15 protein-coding genes are annotated in these 24,314 nt (G+C 66.1%); 10 read left to right on the plus strand and 5 right to left on the minus strand.

Translation table 11 applies throughout. The features are described 5' to 3' along the window. The first annotated feature begins 1 nt into the window (after position 1). Positions 2 to 1,663 carry a S10 family peptidase gene (locus G5S35_RS14895; RefSeq protein ID WP_080180212.1) on the plus strand — a complete coding sequence of 554 codons (1,662 nt, stop codon included), beginning with the start codon at positions 2 to 4 and terminating at the stop codon, positions 1,661 to 1,663. A gap of 39 nt (positions 1,664 to 1,702) precedes the next feature. On the opposite strand, the gene G5S35_RS14900 is transcribed toward G5S35_RS14895, so the two are convergent. Continuing rightward, positions 1,703 to 2,227, minus strand: coding sequence for a nucleoside 2-deoxyribosyltransferase (locus tag G5S35_RS14900; RefSeq protein WP_074982407.1), 525 nt, complete (start codon positions 2,225 to 2,227; stop codon positions 1,703 to 1,705). A 71-nt stretch (positions 2,228 to 2,298) separates the two neighbouring features. Further along, positions 2,299 to 2,673, minus strand: a complete 375-nt coding sequence (locus tag G5S35_RS14905; protein WP_074982405.1) for a Rap1a/Tai family immunity protein — start codon at positions 2,671 to 2,673, stop codon at positions 2,299 to 2,301. Between the two features lie 349 nt (positions 2,674 to 3,022). On the opposite strand from G5S35_RS14905, the gene G5S35_RS14910 reads away from it, so the two are divergent. The 5 genes from G5S35_RS14910 to recD all read left to right on the plus strand — a co-directional run bounded on the left by G5S35_RS14910 (position 3,023) and on the right by recD (position 15,642). Then, on the plus strand, positions 3,023 to 3,895 hold the full coding sequence (locus G5S35_RS14910; RefSeq protein WP_183039421.1) for a transporter substrate-binding domain-containing protein: 873 nt from the start codon (positions 3,023 to 3,025) through the stop codon (positions 3,893 to 3,895). A 272-nt stretch (positions 3,896 to 4,167) separates the two neighbouring features. After that, on the plus strand, positions 4,168 to 5,409 hold the full coding sequence (locus tag G5S35_RS14915; RefSeq protein WP_183039120.1) for an NAD(P)/FAD-dependent oxidoreductase: 1,242 nt from the start codon (positions 4,168 to 4,170) through the stop codon (positions 5,407 to 5,409). Positions 5,410 to 5,867: 458 nt separating this feature from the next. After that, complete coding sequence (recC, locus tag G5S35_RS14920; RefSeq protein ID WP_237181407.1) at positions 5,868 to 9,455, plus strand: exodeoxyribonuclease V subunit gamma; 3,588 nt, start codon at positions 5,868 to 5,870, stop codon at positions 9,453 to 9,455. Next, positions 9,452 to 13,369 (plus strand): exodeoxyribonuclease V subunit beta, encoded by a 3,918-nt coding sequence (recB, locus tag G5S35_RS14925; RefSeq protein ID WP_237181408.1) that lies wholly within the window; start codon positions 9,452 to 9,454, stop codon positions 13,367 to 13,369. The genes recC and recB overlap by 4 nt, the downstream gene beginning before the upstream one ends. Then, entirely contained in the window at positions 13,366 to 15,642 is a 2,277-nt protein-coding gene (gene recD / locus G5S35_RS14930; protein WP_237181409.1) for an exodeoxyribonuclease V subunit alpha, read from the plus strand. Before recB ends, recD begins: the two co-directional genes overlap by 4 nt. A gap of 196 nt (positions 15,643 to 15,838) precedes the next feature. On the opposite strand, the gene G5S35_RS14935 is transcribed toward recD, so the two are convergent. Then, positions 15,839 to 16,264: an organic hydroperoxide resistance protein gene (locus G5S35_RS14935; protein WP_065065363.1), complete on the minus strand. Its 426-nt coding sequence runs from the start codon at positions 16,262 to 16,264 to the stop codon at positions 15,839 to 15,841. A 255-nt stretch (positions 16,265 to 16,519) separates the two neighbouring features. Continuing rightward, positions 16,520 to 17,086 (minus strand): TetR/AcrR family transcriptional regulator, encoded by a 567-nt coding sequence (locus G5S35_RS14940; protein ID WP_065065362.1) that lies wholly within the window; start codon positions 17,084 to 17,086, stop codon positions 16,520 to 16,522. A gap of 222 nt (positions 17,087 to 17,308) precedes the next feature. Between G5S35_RS14940 and G5S35_RS14945 the strand changes: the two genes are divergently transcribed. Then, on the plus strand, positions 17,309 to 19,759 hold the full coding sequence (locus tag G5S35_RS14945; protein ID WP_183039121.1) for a TonB-dependent receptor: 2,451 nt from the start codon (positions 17,309 to 17,311) through the stop codon (positions 19,757 to 19,759). Between the two features lie 57 nt (positions 19,760 to 19,816). Beyond that, on the plus strand, positions 19,817 to 20,497 hold the full coding sequence (locus G5S35_RS14950) for a Fe2+-dependent dioxygenase (RefSeq protein WP_074982399.1): 681 nt from the start codon (positions 19,817 to 19,819) through the stop codon (positions 20,495 to 20,497). 150 nt (positions 20,498 to 20,647) lie between these two features. Here the strand turns inward: G5S35_RS14950 and G5S35_RS14955 are convergent, their stop codons facing one another. Continuing rightward, positions 20,648 to 21,415 (minus strand): CerR family C-terminal domain-containing protein, encoded by a 768-nt coding sequence (locus tag G5S35_RS14955; RefSeq protein WP_065065359.1) that lies wholly within the window; start codon positions 21,413 to 21,415, stop codon positions 20,648 to 20,650. A gap of 102 nt (positions 21,416 to 21,517) precedes the next feature. Here G5S35_RS14955 and G5S35_RS14960 point away from each other — a divergent pair, with 102 nt between their 5' ends. Further along, positions 21,518 to 22,705 (plus strand): HlyD family secretion protein, encoded by a 1,188-nt coding sequence (locus G5S35_RS14960; protein WP_183039122.1) that lies wholly within the window; start codon positions 21,518 to 21,520, stop codon positions 22,703 to 22,705. Further along, positions 22,635 to 24,314, plus strand: coding sequence for an MDR family MFS transporter (locus tag G5S35_RS14965; RefSeq protein ID WP_124260518.1), 1,680 nt, complete (start codon positions 22,635 to 22,637; stop codon positions 24,312 to 24,314). The genes G5S35_RS14960 and G5S35_RS14965 overlap by 71 nt, the downstream gene beginning before the upstream one ends.

Genomic DNA, 24,314 nt, shown 5'->3' on the forward strand with positions numbered 1-24,314 from the left:
CATGAACGAAGAGGCTCAGTCCAGCAACGGTCAAGAACACGGTCCGGCCGGCAGCAACGGCAAGCACCGCAGCCCCGCCGACCAGCCGTGCTTCGATCCCACCGCCTACGGCAACGGTCCCGACGACTTCGTCACCGACATGACCGAGAACGCCGCCATCACGCATCACGCGATCCAGATCGGCAAGGAGGTGATCGCCTACACCGCGACCGCGGGCCACCTCGTCACCGTCGATCCGAGCAGCTCGCAGCCCAACGCGAAGATCTTCTACGTGGCGTTCACGAAGGACGGCGTGCAGGCGCAGGACCGTCCGGTCACGTTCTTCTACAACGGCGGGCCGGGTTCGTCGTCGGTGTTCGTGCTGCTCGGCTCGTTCGCGCCGCGGCGCATCAAGACGTCGATGCCGGGCTTCACGCCGCCCGCGCCGTATACGCTCGAAGACAATCCCGACAGCCTGCTCGACAAGAGCGACCTCATCTTCGTCAATCCGGTCGGCACGGGGTATTCGGCGGCCATCGCGCCGCACCACAACCGCGACTTCTGGGGCGTCGATCAGGACGCGGACTCGCTCAAGCAGTTCATCAAGCGCTATCTGAGCGCGAACGATCGCTGGAATTCGCCGAAGTTTCTGTACGGCGAATCGTATGGCACGGCGCGCAGCTGCGTGCTCGCATACCGGCTGCACGAAGACGGCGTGGACCTGAACGGCATCACGCTGCAATCGTCGATACTCGATTACACGCAGAGCGGCAATCCCATCGGCGCCTTGCCGACGGCCGCCGCCGACGCGTGGTTCCACAAGCGGCTCGGCGTGAAGCCCGCGCCGAAGGATCTGCAGAGTTTCGTCGCGCAGGTCGCGCAATTCGCGCGCACCGATTATCGCGAGGCGCTGGCGAAATTTCCCGATCCGAAAGACTCGTCGATTCCCGCCACGCTCAAGACGCTCTCGCAATACACGGGCATCGACACGCAAACGCTGCAAGCCTGGAATCTCGATGTCGCCGGTTACGACAGCCGCGGCAATTCGCTCTTTCTCACCACGCTGCTCAAGGACAAGGGCGTGGCGCTCGGTTCGTACGACGGGCGCGTGACGGCGATCGACACGGGCATTGCGGGCAATGTCGATCCGAACGCGGGCGGCAACGATCCGACCATGACGGCGGTCAGCGGCGTTTATACGGCGATGTGGAACAGCTATCTGAACGAGACGCTCAAGTTCCGCACCAATTCGTCGTTCACGGACCTCAACGATCAGGCGTTCAAGAACTGGAATTTCGGCCATATCGATCCGACCGGCGCGCAGAAGGGCGTCGACGCGCAAGGCAATATCGTGCTCTACACGGCCGGCGATCTGGCGGCGGTGATGGCCTTGAATCCGGATCTACGCGTGCTGTCCGCGAACGGCTATTACGACTTCGTCACGCCGTTCTATCAGACCGTGATCGATCTGCAGAAGATGCCGCTCGCCGACCAGAAAGTGCGCGACAACCTCAGCGCGCGCTTCTATCCCTCGGGGCATATGGTGTATCTCGACGGCGCGTCGCGCACGGCGCTCAAGGCCGATCTCGCGAAGCTCTACCAGAGCGCGGTCGCCGACCGTCCGGCCGTGGCGCGCATCCGCGCGTTGCAGCGCATGAGCACGATGAGCGCGCTGCATCACTGAGCGCGATGGCCGGCCGCGCGTGAAGCGCGAGGGCGTGCGTCAGAGCGTGCGCCCTTGCGCCATCGCGGCGAGGCACGCGCGCGCGTCGCCTTGCACGATGCGCGCCGAGCACGCGATCATGAGGTTCTTCGAGAGCCCGAAATCTTCGACCAGGAAGCCGCGTTCGCAGACGCGTCCGCGCGGATCGGCGCGCGAGGGCACGCGTTCGGCCAGCGTGCCGTCGTCCGTCGTGTAGGCCCAGATCTCCTTGCCGAGCGCGGCGGCGAAGCCGATCTCGAACGCCGTGCCGGAGTCGGGCTCGCCGGGGCCGCGAAAGTCGTCGACATTCGCCATGACGATGTCGGCGGTGCGGATCGATTCGATGTTCGCGTGGTAGATCCAGGCGGCCTGGCGCGGGCCGTCGAGGTCGGCGGGCGCCTGGGCGTCGAGCGGATAGACGCCTTCGAAGCCGAACTCCGCACACGCGGCAACGAGTCGCGCGCCGTGCTCGATCGCATCGAGACGAAAAACGTCGAAGCCCGCGAGATAGACGCGCGGGCGGCGGGGCGAGGCGGCGAGGGTCATGGCGGGGCGTCTCCAGTCGGGGCCGTGGGGCGTGTGCCGATTCTAGCCCCGTTGCCCGCGCCCGCGCAGGTTCAGCGCTTCGCCTGGCAGGGGTACGCGGCGATCAGCGCCTTGTAGACGACCGCGCCCGTGGGCTCGAGCATATTTTCCAGATGGCCCTTCATATACGCGAGCACCGCGCCGAGTTGCTGCGGACGCGTGGCCGTCGGCGGCAGGCAGTAGCGCGGCTGCTGGCGGTCGAGCAGCGCCTGCACGAGCGCGCCGTTGGCGTAGCCGGCCATGTACAGCAGGCAGGCGTCGCGGTTCTCGGGCTTCTGGCAGGCGGCGTAGAACACATCGGACTGATCGATGGAGGGCGCGGCTTGCGCGGGCGCCGGTTGCGCCGATGCGCTGCCGGCGGTGAATGCGGCAGCAAGCGCCAGCGCGGTGAGGGTTGCCTTGATCATATTGCTTCCGAAGGAGGGAGTGCGAACGAATACAGCGCGAATGCGGAATGCGCGAGCGCGGCGTGCCGGCGAGGCCGATGCGCGCGGCGGCCCGTGCGAGCCGGGCGCAAGGATAGCCGCGCCGCTTTATCTCAGGCTTGCCGTCCGTCAAGGGGAAGCGATGGCCGTGGCATGATGCAGGGCGGCATCGGATTTCGGGATGCGCGCAAGGTTTGCTGCCGTTCGCCCGTCAACAAGGAGAGAGACTGTTATGAGCCGATTGAGGCGCCCGCCGTCAGGTCTGCGTGCCGCCGCCGGCACCGCGCTCGTCAGGTCCGTCGTGTCCGTCACGTTCGTCGCGTTCGTTGCGATGGCGGCGGCCGCCGTGGCGTGGCCGGGGCTGGCGCGCGCGCAGGTCGCGCAGCCCACGCTCGACAAGATCCGCGACGCCAACGCGATCGCGATCGGCTACAGCGAGACCTCGGTGCCGTTTTCGTCCGTCGATGCGAACGGCAAGGTCGTCGGCTTTTCGCAGGACATATGCGACCGCGTGATCGCGGCGGTCAAGGCGCACACGCAGCGGCCGGGGCTGGGCGTGCGCTTTATCGCCGTCACGTCGCAGAATCTCATGCCGCTCGTGCAGAACGGCAGCGTCGATCTGGTCTGCGGCGTCACGACCAATACCCGCGCGCGCCAGCGCCAGGTGCAGTTCTCCGACACGTTTTTCATCGCCGATACGCGCCTGCTCACGCGCCGCAACTCGGGCATTCACGATTTTCCGGACCTCGCGGGCAAGACCGTGGTCACGAATCAGGGCACGACGTCCGAGCGCATGCTGCGCCGCATGAATCTCGATCGCCGCATGAACATGCAGGTGCTCAGCGCGCACGACTACGGCGAGGGACGGCGCATGCTCGAATCGGGCCGCGCCGTGGCCTACATGATGGACGACGTCCTGCTCGCGGGCACGCGCGCCCACATGGCGAAGCCGGCGGACTGGGTGATCGTCGGCACGCCGCAGTCGTCCGAGGCGTATGCGTTCGTGATGCGCAACGGCGACCCGGCTTTCCGTCAGGTCGTCGACGACGCGATGAGCGCGCTCATGAGGAGCGGCGAAATGGGCAAGCTCTACACGAAGTGGTTCGAGCAGCCGACGCCCGGCAGCGGCGCGGACTGGCGGTTTCCGATGAGCGACGCGCTGCGCAAGCTCTACGCCGCGCCGAACGACCGCGCGCTCGATTGAGCGGCGATACCGATCCCCGCGCCGAACGGGGACTTTTGCGGGGCGGCCGGCGCGATCGTGAGATGATCTCGGTCCCGGCCAGCGGCGCGAGCGCGCGTTGCCGATCGGAAACACGGCGCAAGCGGGCGCAAGCAGGCGCAAGCAAGACACAAGCCGCGTGTTTCCGATGCGAAAATGGCGGGCTTAAGCGTGCCTGAACGAAACAGGCGACGCGGATACGAAACACGAACACGGCGCGCGGGCCGCGCGCACGCAGACCTCAGGGAGCGGACATGCAGGAACAGGGCAGCACGGTGGTGATCGTCGGGGCAGGGCACGCGGGTGGCAACGCCGCGGCGCTGCTGCGTCAATACGGTTTTGAAGGGCGCATCGTGCTGGTGGGCGAGGAGCCTGTGCCGCCGTATCATCGTCCGCCGCTCAGCAAGGCGTATCTGAAGGGCGAGACCGACGTCGAGCGCCTCTGGCTCAAGCCGCGCCAGTTCTACGAAGACAACCGTATCGAGCTGAAGCTCGGCGTGAGCGCGCAGTCGCTCGACCGCGCGGGCCATACGCTCACGCTCGGCGACGGCAGCAGCCTGCACTACGACAAGCTGATTCTCGCGACCGGCTCGCTGCCGCGCGCGCTGACGGTGCCGGGCCACGACCTCTCGGGCGTGGTCGCGCTGCGCACGCTCGCCGACGCCGACGTGCTGCGCGAACGCGTTCAGCCCGGCGAAAAGCTCGTCGTGATCGGCGCGGGCTATATCGGCCTGGAAGCCGCCGCCGCCGCGCGTCAGCTCGGCCACGACGTGACCGTGCTGGAAGCCGCGCCGCGCGTGCTGGGCCGCGTGACGGGCGAAATCGTGTCGACGTTCTACGCCGACCTGCATCGCGCGCAGGGCGTCGATCTGCGCCTGAACGCGAAGATCGAGGCGCTGGTCGGCGAAAACGGCAAGCTCACGGGCGTGCAGCTCGCGGGCGGCGAAGTGGTGCCGGCCACGCTGGCGCTGATCGGCATCGGCATCGTGCCGAACGTGGGGCTGGCCGAGACGGCGGGCATCGTCTGCGTCAACGGCATTCAGGTCGACGACGATTCGCGCACCTCCGACGCGGACGTATTCGCCATCGGCGACTGCGCGAGCCGTCCGCTTTCGCACTACAGCCGCACGGGCCGCCTCGAAAGCGTGCACAACGCGGTCGAACAGGCGAAGCTCGCGGCGGCGGCGATCGTCGGCAAGCCGCGTCCGGCCTGCGACGCACCGTGGTTCTGGTCCGATCAGTACGAACTGAAGCTGCAGACCGTCGGCCTGCTCGAAGGCTACGACGAGACCGTCGTGCGCGGCGATCCGGCGGCGCGTCGCTTTGCCGTCTACTACCTGAAAAACGGCACGCTGCTGGCGGTCGATGCGGTCAGTTCGATGTCCGATTTCCTGTGCGGCAAGAAGCTGGTCGGTTCGGGCAAGACGCTCGACGTGGCGGCGCTGCGCGATCCGGCTACGGATATCGGCAAGTTCGCGGCGGCCACGCTGGCCTGAGCGCGGCGGCTGCGCCAGCAGACGGGAACGAAGCGCGGTTGAATTCAAGCGCGAATTCGACCGCGCTTCGACCGCGGTTCGACCGTGACTTCGCGACCAACACTTCAGCGCATGTTCGCGCCACGCGCGCGCTACACCGCACTATCCACGCACGAAAGCCCTCATACGGCTCACGTTATCCCCGGCGTGGACGCCGTGCCCGCTCCGGGCGCACGCGCGGCCTGAACCGGCCTGAACCGTCGCTGGCCGCGTCGCAAAACCTGGCATCGTCGAGCACGCCGATGTCGTAAACTATCGCATCGGGCCGCGGATATCCTCCGGGCGGCACGCGCCACTCCGCGCCGCGCCCGAGTTTCCTATCGGCAACATTTGCGACATTTACGACCAGGCGACATGGCCGCATTCCACCCGCACGATCTTCTTTCCCGGCCCGCCCGCGCGCCGCAACGGAGCCGCATGTGAACGCGCGCGCCTTGCCTCCGGGCCTGATGCTCGTTCACGGCAACGAGCCCGAACGGCTGCGCGACCTGATCGTTCAGTGGATCGGTCAGCATCCGATCGCGCCGCTCGAAAAGGAAATGCTGCTGGTGCAGAGTAACGGCATCGCGCAGTGGCTCAAGCTCGCGTTCGCCGCCGATCCCGAGGACGGCGGGTGTGGCATCGCAGCGGCGCTGGAAATGTCGCTGCCGTCGCGTTTTCTCTGGCAGGTGTATCGCGCGGTGCTGGGCGAGGACGCGGTGCCGGCCGTCTCGCCGTTCGATAAATCGCGCCTCGTCTGGCGGCTGATGCGCATGCTGCCCGCGCTGCTCGACGAGCCGGGCTACGAGCCGCTCAAGCGCTTCATGGCCAACGACGAGGAACAGCGCAAGTGTTTTCAGCTCGCGCAACGCGTGGCCGACCTGTTCGACCAGTACCAGGTGTATCGCGCCGACTGGCTCGCTGCGTGGGCCGATCACGACGACGTGCTGATCGACGCGCGCAACAACCGCGTGCCGCTCGCCGACGACGCGCGCTGGCAAGCCGCGCTCTGGCGCGCGCTGCTCGCCGACGTGAGCGAGCGCGCGCCTGCGGGTAGCGCACTCGCGCAAACCGGCCGGGCGGCGGTGCACGATCTCTTCATGCGCCGCGCGCAGGCGTGGCAGGAAGGCGAGCCGAGGCCGCGTGGCCTGCCGCGCCGCCTCGTGGTGTTCGGCATTTCGAGTCTGCCGCGCCAGTCGCTCGAAGTGCTTGCGGCGCTCGCGCGCTGGAGCCAGGTGCTGCTCTGCGTGCACAACCCGTGCATGCACTACTGGGCCGATATCGTCGCCGACCAGGATCTGCTGCGCGCGCGTCACGCGCGTCAGCGCCGCCGCGCGGGCGCGCCCGCCGTGCTCGACGAATCGCAACTGCATCTGCACGCGCAACCCTTGCTGGCGGCGTGGGGCAAGCAGGGGCGCGACTTCATCGGCCTGCTCGACGAATACGACAGCGACGAAGCGCGCGAAACCTACACGCCGCATTTCACGCGCATCGGTCAGCGTATCGATCTGTTCGACGGCGCCGACGCGCACACGTTGCTGCAAGAACTGCAGGACGATATTCGCGATCTGCGTCCGCTGCCGGAGACGCGCGAGCATTGGCCCGCCGTCGATCCGCAGACCGACGAGTCGATCCGCTTTCACGTCGCGCACAGCGCGCAGCGCGAAGTGGAGATCCTGCACGACCGTCTGCTCGCGGCGTTCGCGGCCGACCCCGCGATGCGGCCGCGCGACGTGATCGTGATGGTGCCCGACATCGAGATTTACACGCCGCATATTCAAGCCGTGTTCGGTCTTGTCGATAGCGACGATCCGCGCTATATCCCGTTCAGCGTCGCGGACCGCGCGCAGCGCGCATTCGATCCGTTGATCGGCGCGCTCGAAATGCTGCTCGCGCTGCCGCACGGACGCGTCACCGTGAGCGACGTGCTCGATCTGCTCGAAGTGCCCGCCGTGCGCACGCGCTTCGAGATCGACGCGGAGGATGTGCCGACGCTGCGCAACTGGATCGATGGCGCGAATATCCGCTGGGGTTTGCATGCCGAACAGCGCGCGAGCCTCGGCCTGCCGCATGGCGAAAGCGGCGCGCCGAACAGTTGGGCTTTCGGGCTGCGCCGGATGCTGCTCGGTTATGCGGCCGGCGATCGTGCGAGCGCGTGGCGCGGGATCGAGCCGTATGCGGAAATCGGCGGGCTCGACGCGGCCTTGCTCGGCCCGCTTACACGCCTGATCGACGCACTCGACCACGCATGGCGCACGCTGCGCGAACCGGCGAGCGTGGACGTCTGGTGCGAGCGTCTGCGCGCGTTGAAGGCCACCTTCTTCGCCACCGACGAAGGCGAGGACGCGTACACGCTCGAACGCCTCGACAGCGCGCTCGAAACGTGGCGCGACGCGTGCAGCGAAGCCGAACTCACGGACGCGCTGCCGCTCGCCATCGTCGCCGAAAACTGGCTCGGCCAGCTCGACGGCGGCGGCCTTTCGCAGCGCTTTTTCGCAGGCGCGGTGACCTTCGCCACGCTCATGCCGATGCGCGCGATTCCGTTTCGCTACGTCTGTCTGCTCGGGATGAACGACGGCGATTATCCGCGCAGCCGCACGCCGCTCGACTTCGACCTGATGCGGCGCGACTATCGTCCCGGCGACCGTTCGCGCCGCGAGGACGACCGCTATCTGTTTCTCGAAGCGCTGCTGTCCGCACGCGAGCATCTGCATATCTCGTGGATCGGCCGCAGCGTGACCGACAACACACCGCGTCCGCCTTCGGTGCTGGTCGGGCAGTTGCGCGATCACATCAAGGCGGGCTGGCGGCTCGACAGCGAAGACGGCAAGCCCGACGCGCTACTCGACGCGCTCACGATCGAACATCGGTTGCAGCCGTTCAGCGCCGACTACTTTCCGGCCGATCCGCGTCACGCGCCGCTGTACACCTATGCGCACGAATGGAGCCGTCCCGCGCCGCTGGCGAGCGCCGCGGCCGACGCGCCGACGCTGCCCGCGCCCGAGCGCGACGAGCCGCTTTCGGTGCGTGAACTCGCGGAGTTTCTTCGCGATCCGGTGCGCAGCTTCTTTCGTCAGCGTTTGCGCGTGGCGCTCGAAATGCAGGACGAAGCGAGCGAGAACCACGAGCCGTTCGAAGTGGATGCATTGCAGGCGTGGCAGTTGCAGGGCGAACTGATTCGCGCGCAGGTGGCGGCGATGGAGCGCGGCGAAACCGATCTCGAACCGGTCGCGCGCGAACGGCTCGAACGCATGCATCGCAGCGGCGATCTCGCGAGCGGCGGCTTCGGCGAAGTGATCGGCGAGGAACTGCTCGCGCCGATGGAAGAACTGTTCATCGAATATCGCAAGGCGCTCGCGCGCTGGCCGCGTCTGCGTACCGATCAATATGAAATTCGTCTGGATCTCGCGCGCGAAGGTCGCACGATCGACGTGCAGGATTGGCTCGACGATATTCGCGAAGGCGAGGACGGCACGCTCGGGCGCGTGATTCTCGAACCCGGCACGCTCGTGAAGGACAACAAGTATCGCGGCGAACGGCTCGTCGCATACTGGGTCGCGCACGTTGCAGCGCAACTCGCGGTGGGCGAAGTGACCACGGTCGTGGTGAGTAAGGTGGGCGTGGCGGAGTTCGCGCCGCTCGCGCGCGAGACTGCGCGCGCGTGGTTGCTCGCGCTGCTGGCGGCGTGGGACGAAGGCGCGCGGCGGCCGTTGCCGCTCGCGGTGAAAACGGCCTTCGCCTGGCTGCGCAAATTGCCGGCGGACTACGACGCGGCGGCGGGCGCGGTGCCCGCCGAAGCGTGGGAAGCGGCGCGCACGGCCTTCGAGGGCGCGGCGCGCATGGCGGGCGAGTGCGAGACGAATCCGTACGTGCGCCGCGCATTTCCCGACTTCGACACGCTGATCGCAGGCGACGAATTCGCGACGCTCGCGGCCACGTTATTGCTGCCGGTGCAGCGCGCGCCGCTCGCTTCATCGAAGAAGAAAAGCGGCGCCGCGTCTGCCGACAACGCAGGAGACGCCGCATGACCCCGGCCGACGACATGATCGCCAACGAATTGAAGCCGCTCTCGTTTCCGCTTTACGGCAGCCGCCTGATCGAAGCGAGCGCGGGCACGGGCAAGACTTTCACGATCGCGATGCTTTACGTGCGGCTCGTGCTCGGTCATGCGGGCACGCGTGACGCTCAGGAGCGCGACGAATTCGACTTCGACGACGAGTTCGACGAATTCGACGAATTCGACGAATCCCACGAAGACGAAGAAGCGCTCGCGCACAGCGAAACCGCTGCCGATGCACAGCCCGCGATGCGTCCGCTCACGCCGCCGGAAATTCTCGTCGTGACCTTCACGGACGCGGCCACGAAGGAGCTGCGCGAGCGGATCCGCGCGCGTCTGATCGAAGCGGCCGAGTATTTCCGCGCCGAGCCCGACGAGGATTCGCAGCGCGCGACGGGCACCGATCTGCTGCACGATCTGCGTGCGGAATATCCCGAAGCGCAATGGCCCGCGTGCGCGCGCCGTCTGCAACTCGCTGCCGAATGGATGGACGAAGCCGCGGTCTCGACGATTCACGGCTGGTGCAATCGCATGCTGAGCGAGCACGCATTCGACAGCGACAGCCTGTTTTCGCAGACGCTCGAAGCCGATCAGACCGAGTTGCGCGCCGAAGTCGTGCGCGATTACTGGCGCACGTTTCTCGCGCCGCTCGATGCGCAAGACGCCGCGCAGGTCCGCGCGTGGTTCGCGAGTCCCGATGCCTTGCACGGTGCGATTCGCAGCCTGCTCGGTCACGCCGAACTGCTGCCCGACGCCGACGTGCCCGAAGCCGCGCTGAGCGAAGCCCGCAAGCAGGCGCACGACGCGCTCGAACTGCTGAAAGCGCCGTGGCGCACGGGCATTGACGAAGCGGAAGGACTGATTGCGGCCGCGCGCGAGAAAAAGCTGTTCGACGCGAAGAAACTGAATACGCGCAATTGCGAAACGTGGTTCAGCAAGCTGCGCGAATGGGCCAACGATCCCGACAGTCTGCATCCCGGTTTCAAGGACGATGCCGCCGTGTGGACGCGTCTTACGCCCGCCGGCCTCGCGGAAATCTGGAAGGACGGTCCGCCGCCCGCGCACGATTGCTTCGTGGCGATGGAGGCGTTGCGCGAGGCGCTGGCCGCGCGGCCCACGGCGAAGCTGCCGATTCTTTGCCACGCGGCGCGCTGGATCGCGCGGCGCTTCGAAGAGGAAGAGACGCGGCGCTCGCAGATGGGTTTCGACGAACTGCTCACGCGTCTGCTCGACGCGCTGAAGAAGCCTAATGGGCCGCGTCTCGCCGAGATCATCCGCAAGCAGTATCCTGTGGCCTTGATCGACGAGTTCCAGGACACCGATCCAGTGCAGTACCGGATCTTCGATGCGGTCTACGATATCCAGGCGAACCGCAATGAGACGGCTATCGTCTTGATTGGCGATCCTAAGCAAGCGATCTACGCGTTCCGTGGCGCGGATATCTACACGTATCTGCGCGCGCGCGAGGCGTGCGCGGGGCGGCTCTATACGCTCAAGAAAAATTTCCGCTCCACGCGCGCGATGGTCGATGCGGTCAATCGCTGTTTCGAGGCGGCGGAGCAGCGGCCCGAAGGCAGCGGCGCATTCCTGTTTCGCGGCGCGCCAGGCGAAGCCAATGCGTTGCCTTTCGTCGCGGCGGATGCAGCCGGGCGTCCCGACTCGCTGGTCGCGCCTGGCGGCGACGTGCCCGCGCTGAACGTCTGGTGGTTGCCCGCTTCGGCCGACGGCAAACCCTTGAGCAAGACCGCGTATTTCGCGAGCATGGCGGCGAGTTGCGCGACCGAGATGGCGCGCCTGCTGAATCTCGGCCAGGCGGGCACGGCGGGCTTCGAAGGCGAGCACGGCATGCGGCCCCTGCAACCGGCCGACATGGCGGTGCTCGTGAACAATCGCGACGAAGCGCGCGCGATTCGCGAAGCGCTGGCGGCGCGTGGCGTGCGCAGCGTTTATCTGTCCGATCGCGATTCCGTGTATCAAACGCCGCAAGCGGAAGAATTGCGCTACTGGCTCGGCGCGTGCGCCGAACCCGACGACGGCCGCCTCGTGCGCAGCGCGCTCGCAACGGGATCGCTCGGCCTCGGCTGGGATGAACTCGATGCGCTCGGTCGCGACGAAATCGCATGGGAAGCGCGCGTGCTGCAATTTCGCGGCTATCGCGAAGTGTGGCGCAAGAAGGGCGTGCTGCCGATGCTGCGTCGTCTGCTCAACGACTTCCATGTGCCGCAGCGGCTGCTCGGCGCGAGCGCGGCGGCGGGTCTGAACGGCGAGCGCGCGCTCACGAATCTGCTGCATCTGGCCGAACTGTTGCAGCAGGCGAGCACGCAGCTCGATGGCGAACACGCATTGATCCGCTATCTCGACGAACAACGCGAGGACGAGAGTGCGGGCGGCGGTGGCGACGCACGCCAGTTGCGCCTCGAAAGCGACGCGGGACTCGTGCAGGTGGTGACGATCCACAAGTCGAAAGGCCTCGAATATCCGCTCGTATTTCTGCCGTTCGCGTGCGCGCATCGCGCGGTGAAGGCCGACGACGTGCCGTTCAAATGGCACGACGAGGCGGGCAATCTGCGCGTCACGCTCGAAGCGGATAGGCAGGTGCTGGCGCAGGCCGATCGCGAACGGCTCGGCGAGGATCTGCGCAAGCTTTACGTCGCGCTCACGCGCGCGCGTTACGCGACGTGGATCGGTTATGCGCCGTTGCAGAACGTCGAAGGCAGCGCATTCGGTTATCTGGTGAGCGGCGGCGCGCCGTTGCCGGCGGAGCAGAGCGCGACGCTGCTCGGCGAGTTGCGCGGCGCATGCGCGGATATCGCGGTGGCGGAAGCGCCTGTGCCCACGCACGAAACCTTCGCGCTGCGCGGGCCGGGCGTCGTGCGCGGTCACGCGCGCATGTTCCCGCGGCGTGGGCGCGAACCGTGGTGGATCGCGAGCTATTCGAGCCTGAAAACCGTGGAGGGCACGCAACTCGCCTACGCGGCGCAGATGGCGCAGGAAGAACACATCGCGCCCGACACGCGCAGTGAAGACGTGTTTCGCGAACTGCTCGACGCGCGCGTGATCGACGATGTCGACGCGGACGATGTGTTGCCCGTATCGGCGGAACTCGCGCCCGAGGGCGCGCCGATGCACGGCTTCGAGCGCGGCGCGGACGCGGGCAGCTTCCTGCACGAACTCATCGAGTGGGTGGCGAACGAGGGCTTTGCGGAAGTCGCGCGCGACGCCACGAAACTGCGCGACATGATCGCGCGGCGCTGCAACGTGCGCGGCTGGTCGCAATGGATCGATACGCTCACCTCGTGGATGCTGGCGTGGTTGAGCACGCCGCTGCGTCTGCCGTCGATCGATGGCGAAGCGGTGGCGCCGCTCACGCTCGCGAAGCTCGACAGCGCGTCGTATATGGCGGAAATGGAATTCTGGGTCGCGGCGCACAAGGTGAATACGCTCGAACTCGATGCGCTCGTCACCGAACTCACGCTCGACGGCGCGCCGCGTCCGCCGCTCGACGCGACGCGTTTGAACGGTATGCTCAAGGGTTTTATCGATCTGGTGTTCGAGCACGAGGGTCGCTATTACGTCGCCGATTACAAATCGAACTGGCTCGGAGCCGACGATGATTCGTACACCGAATCGAGAATGAGCGCGCAGATTCTGCACTCGCGTTATGAGTTGCAGTACGCGCTTTATCTGTTCGCGCTGCATCGTTTGCTGAAGGCGCGTTTGCCCGATTACGACTACGACCTGCACGTGGGCGGCGCCGTCTATATGTTCCTGCGCGGCGGCCGTGCGCCGAGCCAGGGCCTGCATTGGGAGCGCCCGCCGCGCGAGTTGATCGAAGGACTCGATGCGCTGTTCGCGCATCACGACGCGCTTGAGGATGCAGCATGAGCCCGCGACGCAACACGCGCAACGATTTGCCGAAAGGCGCGATCGGCACGACCGGCGATCTGTTCGATACGTTTTTGCCTGAAGAGATCGAGGAGGAGGCGAAGCCGGCGCCTGTCGAAGCCGCTGAGTCCATCGCGCAGCGTCCCAACGTCAGCGAGTCGGCGGCGCAGATGCTCGCGACGCTCGATCGCTGGGTGGAGCGCGGCTGGCTGCGCACGCTCGACGGCGCGTTCGCGCGCTTTCTGCTCGACGAGACGCCCGATGCGCCGCCGCTGTTGCTGCTCGCCGCCGCGCTCGCGAGTCATCAGTTGGGGCGCGGCCATGTGTGTCTCGACTTGCAGGCGACGCTCGACGATCCCGCCTTCGCGCTCTCGTTGCCGCCCGACGGTCCGCAAACGCCCACGGCCGAGCCGCCGCAGCCGCCCGCCGAAGTGCTCGCGGGGGTGACGCTCGAGCGCTGGCGCGCGGCGCTCGACGCGCCGGAACTGGTCGGGCACGCGCAAGCCGATGGGCACGACAGCACGCAAGCCAGCGTGCAAGACAGCACGCCGCTCGTGCTGGCCGGCAATCGTTTCTATCTGCGCCGGTACTGGCAGTACGAGCAGGACGTGCGCGCGGGTATCGAAGCGCGGCTTGCGCGCGGACCGCGTCTCGAAGCGGCGCTGCCCGCCGCGGCGGCGCGCGCGGCGCTCGACGCCTTGTTCGCGCCGCGTTCGGCATCGGCAAAAGGCGCGGACTGGCAGAAACTCGCGTGCGCGCTCGCGGCGCGCAGCGCGTTCAGCATCATCACGGGCGGACCCGGCACGGGCAAGACGACCACCGTCGTCAAATTGCTGGCGCTGCTGCAAACGCTGGCGCTCGATCCGGACGGCACAGGCGGACGCCCGCTGCGCATTCGCCTCGCCGCGCCGACGGGCAAGGCCGCCGCGCGCCTGAACGAATCGATCGCGGGCGCCGTCGAACGATTGCCGTTCGACGCGCTCGCGCAGCGCGTCGATCCGGCTGCGCTGCGCAGCGCGATTCCGACTGTCGTGACCACGCTGCATCGCGTGCTCGGCACGCGGCCCGGCAGCCGGCGTTTTCGTCACGATGCGGGCAATCCGCTGCCCGTCGACGTGCTCGTGATCGACGAAGCGTCGATGGTCGATCTGGAGATGATGGCCGCGGTGCTCGATGCGTTGCCGTCGAATGCGCGTCTGATCCTGCTCGGCGACAAGGACCAGCTGGCCTCGGTCGAAGCGGGCGCGGTGCTCGGCGAACTTTGCGAGCGCGCGCGCGACGGCCACTACACGGAGGCGACGCGCGCATGGCTCGAAGCGGCCACGGGCGAGCGCATCGACGCCGCCATGCTCGATACGCACGGCACGCCGCTCGATCAGGCCGTGGCGATGCTGCGCGAGAGCCATCGTTTCGCATCGGAAAGCGGGATTGGCGCGCTGGCAGAACTCGTCAACGCGGGCGATGCCACGGGCGTGGCGAAGATCTGGACGCGCGGCTATGCGGATCTCGCGCGCCTCATCTGTCCGGCGGGCGACGACGCGCCGTTGCGCGCGCTGATCACCGACGGCGTGGTGAACGAAGAAGCGGGCGGCGGCAGCAGCGCGCCCGCCACGCAGCGCCGGGGCTATCGGCATTATCTGCACACCATGCGTGCGTTGCGTCCGGAAGCGGGCGCGTCGCCGGAAGCGCTGGCGAAGTGGGCATCGGCGGTTTTGCAGGCGCATACGCAGTTCCAGTTGCTGTGCGCGTTGCGACGCGGCACTTGGGGCGTGGAGGGGCTTAATCGGCGCGTCGCGCGGTTGCTGCAGGAAGACGGTCTGATCGATCCGCTCGGCGACTGGTATGCGGGGCGGCCCGTGCTCGTCACGCATAACGACTACGAGCTTGGGCTGATGAACGGCGATATCGGCATTGCGCTCGATCTGCCCGTGGAAGCGGGCGCGCCGCCGGTGCTGCGCGTGGCGTTCCCGTCGGGCGATGGCGCGGGCGGCGTGAAGTGGGTGTCGCCGAGCCGCCTGCAAGGCGTCGAGACCGTGTTCGCGCTGACCGTGCACAAGTCGCAGGGTTCGGAATTCACGCACGCGGCGCTCGTGCTGCCCGATACGTACAGTCCGATTCTCACGCGCGAACTCGTCTACACGGGCATCACGCGCGCGCGCACGTGGTTCACGCTGGCCGTGCCGGAAGGGCGCTCGGTGCTGGAGCGCGCGGTTTGCGCCCGCGTGCAGCGCGCGAGCGGCTTGATGGCGGCGCTATTCGACGACGCGCGCTGAAACGCGGCATTGCGATGTTGTTGCATGCGATCGCCGCGCGCGTTTCCCATCGGAAATCGAGAAAACTTCTGAACCCATGACGAAACAAACGGGCCGCGCCGGATCATGCAGATGATCCGGGGCGGCCCGTTATTCTCCGATCGGAAATCGGGAAAACTTTGCTTTTCCCGCGATGGTTCCCGGTCGTCGTGCGGCCTTAAACGATCGTCAGCGTGACGTCGATGTTGCCGCGCGTGGCGTTCGAGTACGGGCACACGATGTGAGCCTTGTCGACCAGCGCCTGAGCGGCTTCGCGGTCGAGGCCCGGCAGCGAGACGCGCAGTTCCACTTCGATGCCGAAGCCGTTCGGAATCTGGCCGATGCCGACGCGGCCCGTAACCGAGACGTCCGCCGGAATGGCGATCTTGTCGCGCGCGGCGACGAACTTCATCGCGCCGATGAAACACGCGCTGTAACCGGCTGCGAACAGTTGCTCCGGGTTCGTGCCGGCGCCGCCTGCACCGCCCAGTTCGCGCGGCGTCGTGAGCTTGAGGTCGAGGTTGCTCTCGGGCACAACGGCGCGGCCGTCACGGCCTCCGGTTGCGGTGGCTTCGGCGGTGTAGAGGACTTTTTCGATCGACATGACTGACTCTCCAGTGTGAGTAACGATAGGTCAAGCAACAAGGTTGATTCGTTAGTCGTCCAGATCGAAGGGATCTTCGCGACCGGTTGTGCCACTGTTGTGCAGCGACGATAACGGTCATTCGTGGCGTACGCGTGATCGTCATCGTGATTCTCGTAATGCTATCTATCACTAGATAGACAACGGGGTCCAACAATGGGGCGGTGAACCGCCCCGGTACTGCAATCCTTGCCTGTGGCCGCGTTGCTATGCCCCTCAGGCCGCGACTCGCCACATGGCTTCCACGTCTTCCAGACGCGACTTCGTGTGAAACAGCCGGCTCGCGATCACGCTGCCTTGCAGCGCCGCGAACAGCGTGCGCGCCGCGCTTTCCGGCTTGCCTTTCGCGACCAGCGTGCCTTCCTCGACGCCTTGCGCCAGCACCTTGGCCAGCCAGGCTTCGTTGGTGCGGAAGAAGGCCTGCACCGCTTCACGCACGGTTTCGGGCAGCGTCTCGATGTCGGCGGCGAGCATGCCGCACAGACAGATCTGGTTGCCGTCGCCCAAGGTCTTGCCGAAGAAGCGCGTGTACAGGCTGAGCTTTTCGTTCGCCGGCAACGCCGGGTCGATCGACTGCAATGCCCGCACGACTTCTTCGCTGTACTGCTTGACCGCTTCGAGCACCAGGTCGTCCTTCGACGGGAAGTAGTAGTGGATGCTCGATGTTTTCACGCCGACCAGTTCCGACAGGTCGCGATAGCTGAAGCCGTTGTAACCCCGCAGCATCATCAACGTGATGGCGTGATCCAGAAGCTGCTCGCGTACGGTTGATTGCGTGTCCATGGGTGTTAATTTATCTACTGGAAGATAGATTGTCAAGTTTCCGAAGCGAAATATTTTTTCGCACTGGAAAGCCCTTGTTTCTGCACGGTTTCCGATCGGAAACCGGGTCTTAACGTTTTCTTGATGCCTGCATTCTTACCATTGCAAATCGCAATCATTCTTATTTGTGATGGCGATGCCGGCAGGCAATCCAGCAAAACAGGAAACTGGGGTGAATACAACATGCAGTTGAATCGGGGAACGCGAGGCCGTCCGTCGGGCTTGCTGATCAATCTGTTCGGCGCGACGTTCGGTTGCGTCGCGCTGACGGCGGCGCACGCGCAAACGTCGGCGCACGCGCAAACGTCGGCGCAATCCACACAAACCGCGCAGACGACGCAACCGGCACAAGCCGCACAAGCCGCGAATACGACCGACGCAACCGGCGCCACGCAAACCGCTGGCGCGACGCTGCCCGCCGTGAACGTCAGCGGCAGGAACTCGCCATATCAGACGAAATACGTGGAGTCGGATCAGTTCACGGCGCCGCTGCTCGACATCGCGCAGAGCATCGCGATCGTGCCCAGGCGCGTGCTCGATGAACAGCAGGCGCAAAGTCTCCAGGACATTCTCAAGAACGTGCCGGGCATCACGTTCACGTCGGGCGAGGGTAATCTCGGCTGGGGCGACATGTTCACGATTCGCGGCTTTTCGGGCGAGCAGAGCATCACGATCGACGGCCTGCGCGACGCGGGCCTCGCGAGCCGCTCGGACACCTTCGACGTCGATCGCGTGGAAGTGTTCAAGGGCACCGGCACGATCGAATCGGGCGTGGCCGCGCCGGGCGGCAGCGTCAATCTCGTCACGAAGGAAGCGCATCTCGACGACGCGTATCACCTCGCGACCACACTCGGCTCGGCGCGCTATCGCCGCGTGAGCGCCGACCTCAACAAGCAGATCGGCGAGCACTCGGCGCTGCGTCTGAATCTCATGCGCCACACGCAGGACGTGGACGGTCGCGCCAACGTGCACGACGACCGCTGGGGCGTGGCCGGTTCGCTCGCGATGGGGCTCGGCACGCCCACGCGCGTGACGCTCGACTATTTCCATCAGCAGGACAACAACGTGCCGGACACCGGCGTGCCGATCGAGCGCGGCACGGGCGGCCAGCGCATGCCCGGCGTGCCGCGCAATGGCTGGTATGGCGACCCGAATCTCTACAAGGATCACTCGACCACCAACCGCGCGAGCGTGAAGATCGAGCACGACTTCAACGACAACCTGCGCATCTCGAACATGACGCGCTGGGAGCAGACCGATCGCACCACCGTGCTCGCGCCCGCGCGTTTCAATTCGACGAGCGGCACGTCGTACGGCTACGTGGGCTCGGGCTCGCTTGTGACGAGCGCCTCGGGCGTGCTCTCGTACAGCGGCGTGTCGGCGGACCCGAATCTCTCGCCGCTCGCGGTGCTGCGCGGCAACAACTACGGCACGTCGAAGCGCTACGACATTCTCGCCAACGAGACCAACGTGAACACGTCGTTCGATACGGCGGGGCTGCATCACGATGTCGTCGTCGGCGCGGAGTTCTATCACGAGCGTTATGGCGATCTGCCGCGCAGCGTGGTCGCGCCATCGACGAATCCGGTGATGGACCTCACGAACGCGTATGGCACGAGCATGGGCGGCGTGAACGCGATGGAAGGCACGACCGGCGACTACGCGGCGGTCAACGATGCGGGCGTGTATATCCGCGATACCGTGACGATCACGCCGAAGTGGATCGTTGAAGGCGCGGCGCGCTACGACCGTTTCTGGGTCAAGCAGGTGAGCGGCGCGGCCAACGCGCACTCGGTGCTGACGACGAGCGACGGCGCGTTCAGCGGCCGTATCGGCATCACGTACAAGCCGCTGCCGTTCGGCAGCCTCTACGCGACCTACGGGCGTGCGGCGCAGCCTTCGGCGGTGGGCGCGACGACCAACAACACGATTTACGGCGCGACCTCGGCGGCCACGGCGAGCCTCAAACCGGCCGTGGCGCAGACCTGGGAGCTGGGTACCAAGTGGGATCTGCTCGACCGGCGTCTGTCGATCACGAGCGCACTGTTCCGCACCGAACTCAGCGATTCGTGGGACTACGGCGACACGACGTCGAGCGTCGTGCGCGAGTTGCCGCCCAAACGCGTTGATGGCATCGAACTGGGCGTGTCGGGCAACATCACCGAAAAGTGGTCGGCGTTCGCGGGCTTCGCGGCGATGCGCGGGCGCATCACGAAAGGCATCAACGAAGGCCAGCGACCGGCCAACGTGCCGAACGCGACCGTCAATCTCTGGACCTCGTATGCGGTCACGCCGAAGTTCTCGGTGAGCTATGGCGTGCAGTACGTCGGCACGCGCCGTTATACCGACAACGAATACGTCGGCGGCCAGAACAACAACAGCAGCACGGTGAGCGGCGCGAGCGGCAATCATCCGGCCTATGTGTACGACGCGGAAAAAGCGCCGGCATTCTGGCTGCATTCGCTCGCGGCGCGCTATGAGGTCAACAAGAATCTCGCGCTGAGCCTCAACGTGCAGAACCTGTTCAACACGTTCTACTACTCGGCGGTGGGGGCGTCGCTCGACGGCTTCCAGTTGTATGGCGTGCCGGGTGCCGGACGCACCGTGCTGCTGTCGGCGGACGTGCGTTTCTAGCGGTTTTCGCGAGCGGCGCCGCCGCTCGCCCATTCAGACGATGCACAGAGTGAAACGATGATCGTGGAAATTCCGGGCGTATTCAGCCCGCAGGAATCGAAGGTGCGGGTCGAGCGGTTGCGCGCGGCGCAATGGATCGACGGCAAGGCGACGGCGGGCGCGCAATCGCAGCGCGTCAAACACAATCGCCAACTCGGTGGCGACGATCCGCTCGCACGCGAGATCGGCGACGAGATTATCGACCGTCTCGCGAAGGATGCGGTGTTCATGTCGGCGGCGCTGCCGAAGCGTATTTATCCGCCGCTGTTCAACAGTTATGGAATTGGAGAATCATTCGGATTCCATATCGATAACGCAGTGCGCGGTATTCGCGCGTCACGTGAGCGGGTGCGAACCGATCTGTCCGCCACGTTGTTTCTCGCCGATCCGGCGAGCTACGATGGCGGCGAACTCGTGATTCGCGACACCTATGGCGAGCAGCGCGTGAAGCTGCCCGCAGGGCACATAATCCTGTATCCGGGGTCGAGCGTGCACAAAGTCGAGCCGGTCACGCGCGGCGAGCGCATCGCGTCGTTCTTCTGGATCGAAAGCCTCGTGCGCGAGGACGCGCAGCGCGCGCTGCTGCTCGATATGGACGTCGCGATCCAGCGGCTCACGATGCAGAACGCCAGCGACGAATCGCTCGTGCAGCTCACCGGCTGTTATCACAATCTGCTGCGCATGTGGGCCGATTGCTGATTGTGGATTGCTGAGCGCCGGGCGCCGGGCGCGCGTAGCGCGTTGGCTGTGTCGGATCGGAAACCGGGAAAACTCGCGCATGCACGCGAGTTTCCGATACGCGTCGCATCGTCGTTCGCGTTTCCGTGAGGAAACGCGAAGCGCGATCGCTCAGCGCGTGGCGGTTTTCGCGGGCGTCGAATCCGTTTTCTCGGCGACGCGCTTTTCGCCGTCCGTGCCGCCCTGGCGGCTCCAGTGCTCGAGCAGCACGCGGGTTTGATCGGCGATATTCGCTTTCAGAAACTCGGCTCTTTCGGCGTCGATATCGTCCCATTTCAGCGTCGACAGCGTCACGCGGCGCGCGATGTAGAACAGCAGAAACTGGCCGTAGAGGCTGAGCATCCGCATGACGGTGAGCGGATCGTCAGCGCTCATGCCGCTGATGCGGGCGAGCAGCGTGATGTTCACCTCGTTGAGCGGCGCGCGTACGCGCTGGCGCAGGACTTCGGAGCCCGATTCCGGTTCGCCGCCGCCTTGCTCGCGCGCGAAAAAGAGCCGCTGGTCGGGGTCGCTGCGCTTGACGAAGGTGCGATCGGCGACGGCGCGCTGAATGTCGAGAAACGCGTCGATCAGCTCGGCGGTGTCGCCGTTGCGTTCGAGCACGGCGCGTGCGCGCAGCACGGCGGGCTCGAAGGATTGCCATGACTCGTCGGCGAGCGATTCGGCGCACGCGCAGTACAGCCCTTCCTTGCTCTCGAAGTAGTACTGGAGGGCCGGCGCGTTGACGCCCGCGCGCGCGGCGATATCCCGGGTGGAGGCGCCTTCGAAACCGTGCTTGCCAAACAGGCTGATGGCCGCTTCGATAATCTTGCGGCGCGTTTCGTCGCCGCGCGCGTAGCCGCCCGCTTTGGGACGCCGTAGCGGTTTCGTGTCGTTCATGTGATTCGGGTAGCGATCGGATTTCTCGAAATATATCACTTGACACAATTTTTCCGGATGGAATAATTTTGCCAACTGGAATAAATTGAGACTGATAAGAACATGTCAACGACCGCAGGTGCGCCCGGACGAGATGCGTCGAGCGACACCCATTCACCCGATAAGCGCGATATTCAAACCGCCGATAACAAGACCGGCGACAAGACCGGCAACAAGTCGGGCAAGAAGCGCATCGTCCTGATCGGCCTCTGCATCGTGGCGCTGCTCGCGGGCGCGACGTGGCTCGGTCACTGGTGGCGGGTCGGCCGCTTCATCGAGAGCACCGACGACGCCTATCTTCAGGCCGACAGCGTCACCGTCGCGCCGAAAGTCAGCGGCTATATCACCGACGTCTTCGTCGCCGACAACCAGGCCGTGAAGGCCGGCGATCCGCTGGTGAAACTCGACGCGCGCCAGTATCAAGTCGCGCTCGATCAGGCCAACGCCACCGTCGATGCGCGCCAGGCCGACATTCAGCACGCCGAGGCGCAACTCGTTCAGCAGCGCGCGAACATCGAGCAGACCCAGGCGCAGCAGGACGTGGCGCGCGTGAGCTTGCGGCACGCGCAGGACGAAGTCGCGCGTTACGCGCCGCTGGCGGCCACGGGCGCGGAAACGGTCGAGCGTCTCACCGAACTCAAGAGCACGCGCGATCAGGCACAGGCGACGCTGGCGGCGGATTCGGCGTCGGTCGAGGCGGCGCGTTCGCAGATTGCCGCGCTCACGGCGCAACTCGCGCAGGCGCGCGCCCAGCTCGAAGCGGCGCGCGCGAGCGCGGCGCAATCGCAGCTCGATCTCGACAACACCGTCGTGAAGGCGGCGCTGTCCGGCCGCGTCGGCGATCGCACCGTGCGCGTGGGCCAGTACGTGCAGCCAGGCACGCGCATGCTGACTGTGGTGCCGGTCCAGCAGACCTATCTCACGGCGAACTTCAAGGAAACGCAGATCGGCCGCATGCGCGTGGGGCAACCGGTGGAAATGCGCGTCGACGCCTTGTCGGGTCACACGCTGCATGGCGTGGTCGACAGCTTTGCGCCGGGCACGGGCGCGCAGTTCGCGCTGCTGCCGCCGGAAAACGCCACCGGCAACTTCACGAAGATCGTGCAGCGCGTGCCGGTGCGCATTCGTCTCGACGTCGGGCCGGAAACGCGCTCGGTGCTGCTGCCCGGCATGTCCGTGAATGTCGACGTCGATACGCGTTCGGCGCGCGACGACGATCGCCGCATCGACGCAGAGAACCATCGTGGCTGACGTACCCAACGTCCCACCCAACGCCGCGCAAGCACCCGCCGCGCCGCAGCCGCACGGCGAGCAGCGCGCGGGCGTCGCCGACTGGATCGCGGTGGCCGCCGGCGCGCTGGGCGCGTTGATGGCCACGCTCGACATCTCCATCACGAACTCGGCGCTGCCGCAGATCCAGGGCGAAATCGGCGCGACCGGCACCGAAGGCACGTGGATTTCCACGGGCTATCTGATGTCCGAGATCGTGATGATTCCGCTCGCCGCGTGGCTCACGCGTGTGTTCGGACTCCGAAACTTTCTGCTGGCGAATGCCGCGCTCTTTATCGGCTTCTCGATGATGTGCGGCTGGTCGAGCACGCTCGCCGTGATGATCGCGGGCCGCATCGGCCAGGGCTTCACCGGCGGCGCGATGATCCCCACGGCGCAGACCATCATCCGCACGCGGCTGCCGCTTTCGCAGCTACCTGTGGGCATGACGGTGTTCGGGCTCATCGTGCTGCTCGGGCCGTTGCTCGGGCCCGTGGTGGGCGGTTGGCTCGCGGAGAACATCAGCTGGAGCTGGTGCTTCTTCATCAACCTGCCCGTGTGTATCGCGCTGATTACGCTGCTGATCGTGGGCCTGCCCGCCGACCGTCCGCACTGGGAGGCTTTTTTCAAGGCCGACTGGCTGGGCATCGTCGGTCTCGCGGTCGGCCTGAGCACGCTCACGGTCGTGCTCGAAGAGGGTCAACGCGAGCGCTGGTTCGAATCGAGCATGATCGTCACGCTGAGCTGCGTGTCGCTCGCGGGCATGGTGCTGATCGCGATCTCGCAGTTCGTCGCGAAGAAGCCCATCTTGCGGCTCTCGCTCATGCGCAACCCGCGCTACGCGAGCGTGATCGTCATCGTGTCGGCGGTGGGCGCGGGCCTCTATGGCATTTCGTATCTGCTGCCGCAGTTCCTGAGCCTCGTCGCTGGATACAACGCGGAGCAATCGGGCGCGATCATGCTGCTGTCCGGGCTGCCGGCCTTCCTCGTGATGCCGATTCTGCCGCGTCTGCTCGCGAAGGTCGATTTCCGCGTGCTGGTGGTGAGCGGCCTGCTGCTGTTCACGCTGAGCTGCATGCTCGATATTTCGCTGACCGCGCAGAGCGTGGGCCACGATTTCGTGTGGTCGCAGCTGATTCGCGGCGTGGCGCAGATGCTCGCGATGATGCCGCTGAATCAGGCCTCGATGGCGGCGGTCGCGCGCGAGGATTCCGGCGATGCGGCGGGTCTCTACAACATGGCGCGCAATCTCGGCGGCTCGGTGGGGCTCGCGATCATCGGCACGCTGATCGATCGCCGCGAGACCTTCCACACGGCCATGTTGCGCGAGTCGATCAGCGCGAATTCGCTGATCGGTCAGGAGCGACTCGCGAACGGCGCGGCCAGCTGGTTTGCGCAGAACGGCGACATGGCCTATTCGAAGATGATCTCGCTTGCCCAGATCGCTTCGCAGATCCAGCAGCAATCGATGGTGATGACGTACTCCGAAACATTCTGGGTGCTCGGTATTGCGCTCGCGGCGTGTGTGCCGCTCGCGCTCATGCTCAAGAAACCGCAGCCCGGCGCGAAGCCGCCGTCCGCCGGCCACTGA

The sequence above is a fragment of the Paraburkholderia tropica genome (assembly GCF_014171495.1).
Lineage (GTDB): Bacteria > Pseudomonadota > Gammaproteobacteria > Burkholderiales > Burkholderiaceae > Paraburkholderia > Paraburkholderia tropica.